This window comes from Streptomyces botrytidirepellens (genome assembly GCF_003721215.1).
GTDB classification, from domain to species: Bacteria; Actinomycetota; Actinomycetes; order Streptomycetales; family Streptomycetaceae; genus Streptomyces; species Streptomyces himastatinicus.
Genome location: NZ_RIBZ01000541.1, coordinates 1 through 2,717, shown reverse-complemented (window position 1 = coordinate 2,717; position 2,717 = coordinate 1). Strand labels below are relative to the sequence as shown.

The following is a 2,717-nucleotide window of genomic DNA, read 5'->3' as shown; positions in this document are numbered from 1 at the left end:
GGCCGTCCGCGGCGCGGGCGGACGCCAACCGGACCGGCGGCGGCCGGCTCGGCGTACGACGCACCGGGCGCGCCCCGGAGAACGCCCGCCCCGTCCACAACCTGCTCCAGGGCAGCCCGGACGCCGCCGCCTTCCCGCGCACCTCCTGGCTGGCCTCGGCCCGGCGCGCGCTGACGGCCGCGCCCAGCGAGGCGTTCGGCCCCGGCGATCCGCACGGCCGCCCGGAGCTGCGCCGCGCCCTGGCCGACTACCTCGCCCGGGCCCGCGGCGTGCGCACCGACCCGGACCGGATCGTGATCTGCTCGGGCTTCGCGCACGCCCTGCGGCTGCTGAGCGGAACCCGCGCACTGCGTCAGAAGGCGGCCGTCGAGGCGTACGGCCTGGACTTCCACCGTTCGCTGCTGACCGCCGCCGGAATCCGGACGGTGCCGCTGCCGCTGGACGAGGACGGCGCCCGCACCGAGGAGCTGGCCACCCGCCGGGACCTGCGCGGCGTGACGGCCGTGCTGCTCACCCCCGCCCATCAGTTCCCGACCGGCGGACCGCTGCATCCGGAGCGGCGCGCCACGGCCGTCGACTGGGCGCGGGCGAAGGGCGGGCTGATCGTGGAGGACGACTACGACGGGGAGTTCCGCTACGACCGGCGGCCTGTGGGCGCCGTCCAGGGCCTCGACCCCGACCGCGTGCTGTACGTCGGCTCGGTCAGCAAGAGCCTCTCGCCCGCCCTGCGGCTGGGCTGGATGGTTCTGCCGGACGCGCTGGTGGACGAGGCGCTGGCCGCCAAGGGGGAGCGCGAGGGGTGGGTGAGCGCTCTCGATCAGCTGACGCTCGCGGACTTCCTGGAGTCCGGCGGCTACGACCGCCATGTGCGCCGGATGCGTCAGCGCTACCGGCGCCGCCGCGACCAGCTGGTGGCCGCCCTCGCCGAGCGCGCCCCGCACATCCGGGTCTCCGGCATCGCCGCCGGGCTGCACGCGGTCCTCGCGCTGCCGCCCGGCACCGAGCGCTCCGCCGTACGGGCCGCCGCCCGCCAAGGGCTCGCCCTCGACGGGCTGGCGGATTACCGCCACCCCGATGCCATGGGCCCGGCCCCCGACGGCCTGGTGGTGGGATATGCGGCACCGCCAGATCACGCGTTCGCGGGGGCGCTGGAGGCGCTGTGCCGGGCACTGCCGCCCGGTGACTCCCTTACCTCCAGGTGAAACCCGTAGCGCATCGGGGACGATCTCTTCCCGGATCACCCGACAGATCCTGGAGGCGGGGTTCTCCGCTCACGACGCTCTGAGCAGCGAGTCCTCGCGCCACTTGAGGATCTTGTCGAAACTCACCACCACCCCGCCGCGGCCCGGTCGGTCGCGGTAGCGGACGTGGTCGGTGAGGGCCTCGATGAGAAAGAGCCCCCGCCCGTGCTCCGCGTGCGCGGGAGCCGGACTCTGCGGGTGCTGCGGCCTCGGCGCCGACGCCGGACGCCGCTCGCTCCGGGTGCGCGACTCACGGCGCACGGTGCCCCGGTGGGCGAAGCCGGGACCCGAGTCGGTGACCTCGATGCGGCAGGTGTCGCCGTCGATGAAGGCCGTGACGCGGTAGTCCCCGCCCGTACCGTCGCTGCCGCCGTGCTCCACCGCGTTCGCGCATGCCTCGGAAAGGGCGACCGACAGGTCGTAGGAGATCTCCGGATCGACTCCGGCCGTCTCCATGGTGCCGAGGAGCAGTCGTCGTGCGAGCGGAACGCTCGCCGCCTCGCGGGGCAAATGGAGTGACCACCAGATGCTCATGCTCCAGCCTCCCGGCCGCGGCTCGACATACCGTTACGTATTGCCTGGGTCCATGGTCCGTAAGCGTCCGATTGACGTGACTCCGCTCATTCGGCGGACGCGCGCGGTAGGCGCACCGGTGTATAGGCCTGTCCCGGTGTGCGCCGGTACGCCCTACCCGCCGTGGGGAACGCGTTTACCCAGTGGGATGATGGCGCGGCCATGGCTTCCCCTGTCGCCCGTGCGGGTGCCGATCTGCGCATGTTGCGGGCCGCGGTGTTCACCGCGGTCTGTGTCGTGCTGTCCGCGGCGGGGCACGTGCTGGCGTCCTGTGCCACCGTGCCGCTGTGGACGCTCGGCGTGGGCGCCGCGGCGATGTTCGCGGTGGCGCTGCCGCTGGCCGGGCGGGAGCGGTCGCTGCCCGGGATCGCGTCGGTGCTGGCCCTGGGGCAGCTCGCGCTGCACTCCCTCTTCGGCTACGGGCAGCAGGCGGCCGCCGCCGCGGAGGCCGCCCACCGCGCGGACGCCGCCGACGGCCGCGTCATCGGCATGGCGGCGAAGCTGCTGTGCACCACGCTCCCCGGCCGCCTCGACGCGGCCACGGCGCACCGGATCGTCGCCCGGTCGGGCATCGACCCGTCGTCCCTGCACGCCGCGCCGTCCACCGCGACTCCTCAGCCCGCGCACCCCATGGGCCTCACGGCCCTGCTGCCGTCGCTGCCCATGACCCTGGGCCACCTGCTGGCCGCGCTCGCCGTCGGCTGGCTGCTGCGGCGCGGCGAGCGGGCCGTGTGGCGGGCGGTACGGCTGTCGCTGGACGGGGCGCGCGGGGTTGCGGAAGCGGCGCTCGTACGGTCGCTGCGCGCCGCGCTGGGCCTCGTACGGACGCTGCTCACCGGGCTCATGGACGCCGCGTCCCGCCCTCGTCCGCCCCGCCCGCGCATGGACGGGGCGGACGAGGGC

3 protein-coding genes are annotated in these 2,717 nt (G+C 75.1%); 2 read left to right on the top strand and 1 reads right to left on the bottom strand.

Annotated elements, in window-relative coordinates; all coding sequences use genetic code 11:
• Positions 1-1,202: aminotransferase-like domain-containing protein (locus tag EEJ42_RS32535; RefSeq protein WP_246097536.1), on the top strand; the 1,202-nt coding region annotated here is incomplete at its 5' end.
• Between the two features lie 69 nt (positions 1,203-1,271).
• Here EEJ42_RS32535 and EEJ42_RS32530 read toward each other — a convergent pair.
• Complete coding sequence (locus EEJ42_RS32530; protein WP_123105525.1) at positions 1,272-1,775, bottom strand: ATP-binding protein; 504 nt, start codon at positions 1,773-1,775, stop codon at positions 1,272-1,274.
• A gap of 201 nt (positions 1,776-1,976) precedes the next feature.
• On the opposite strand from EEJ42_RS32530, the gene EEJ42_RS32525 reads away from it, so the two are divergent.
• Positions 1,977-2,717, top strand: a 741-nt coding sequence (locus EEJ42_RS32525; RefSeq protein WP_246097535.1) for a hypothetical protein, incomplete at its 3' end; no start/stop codon positions are given.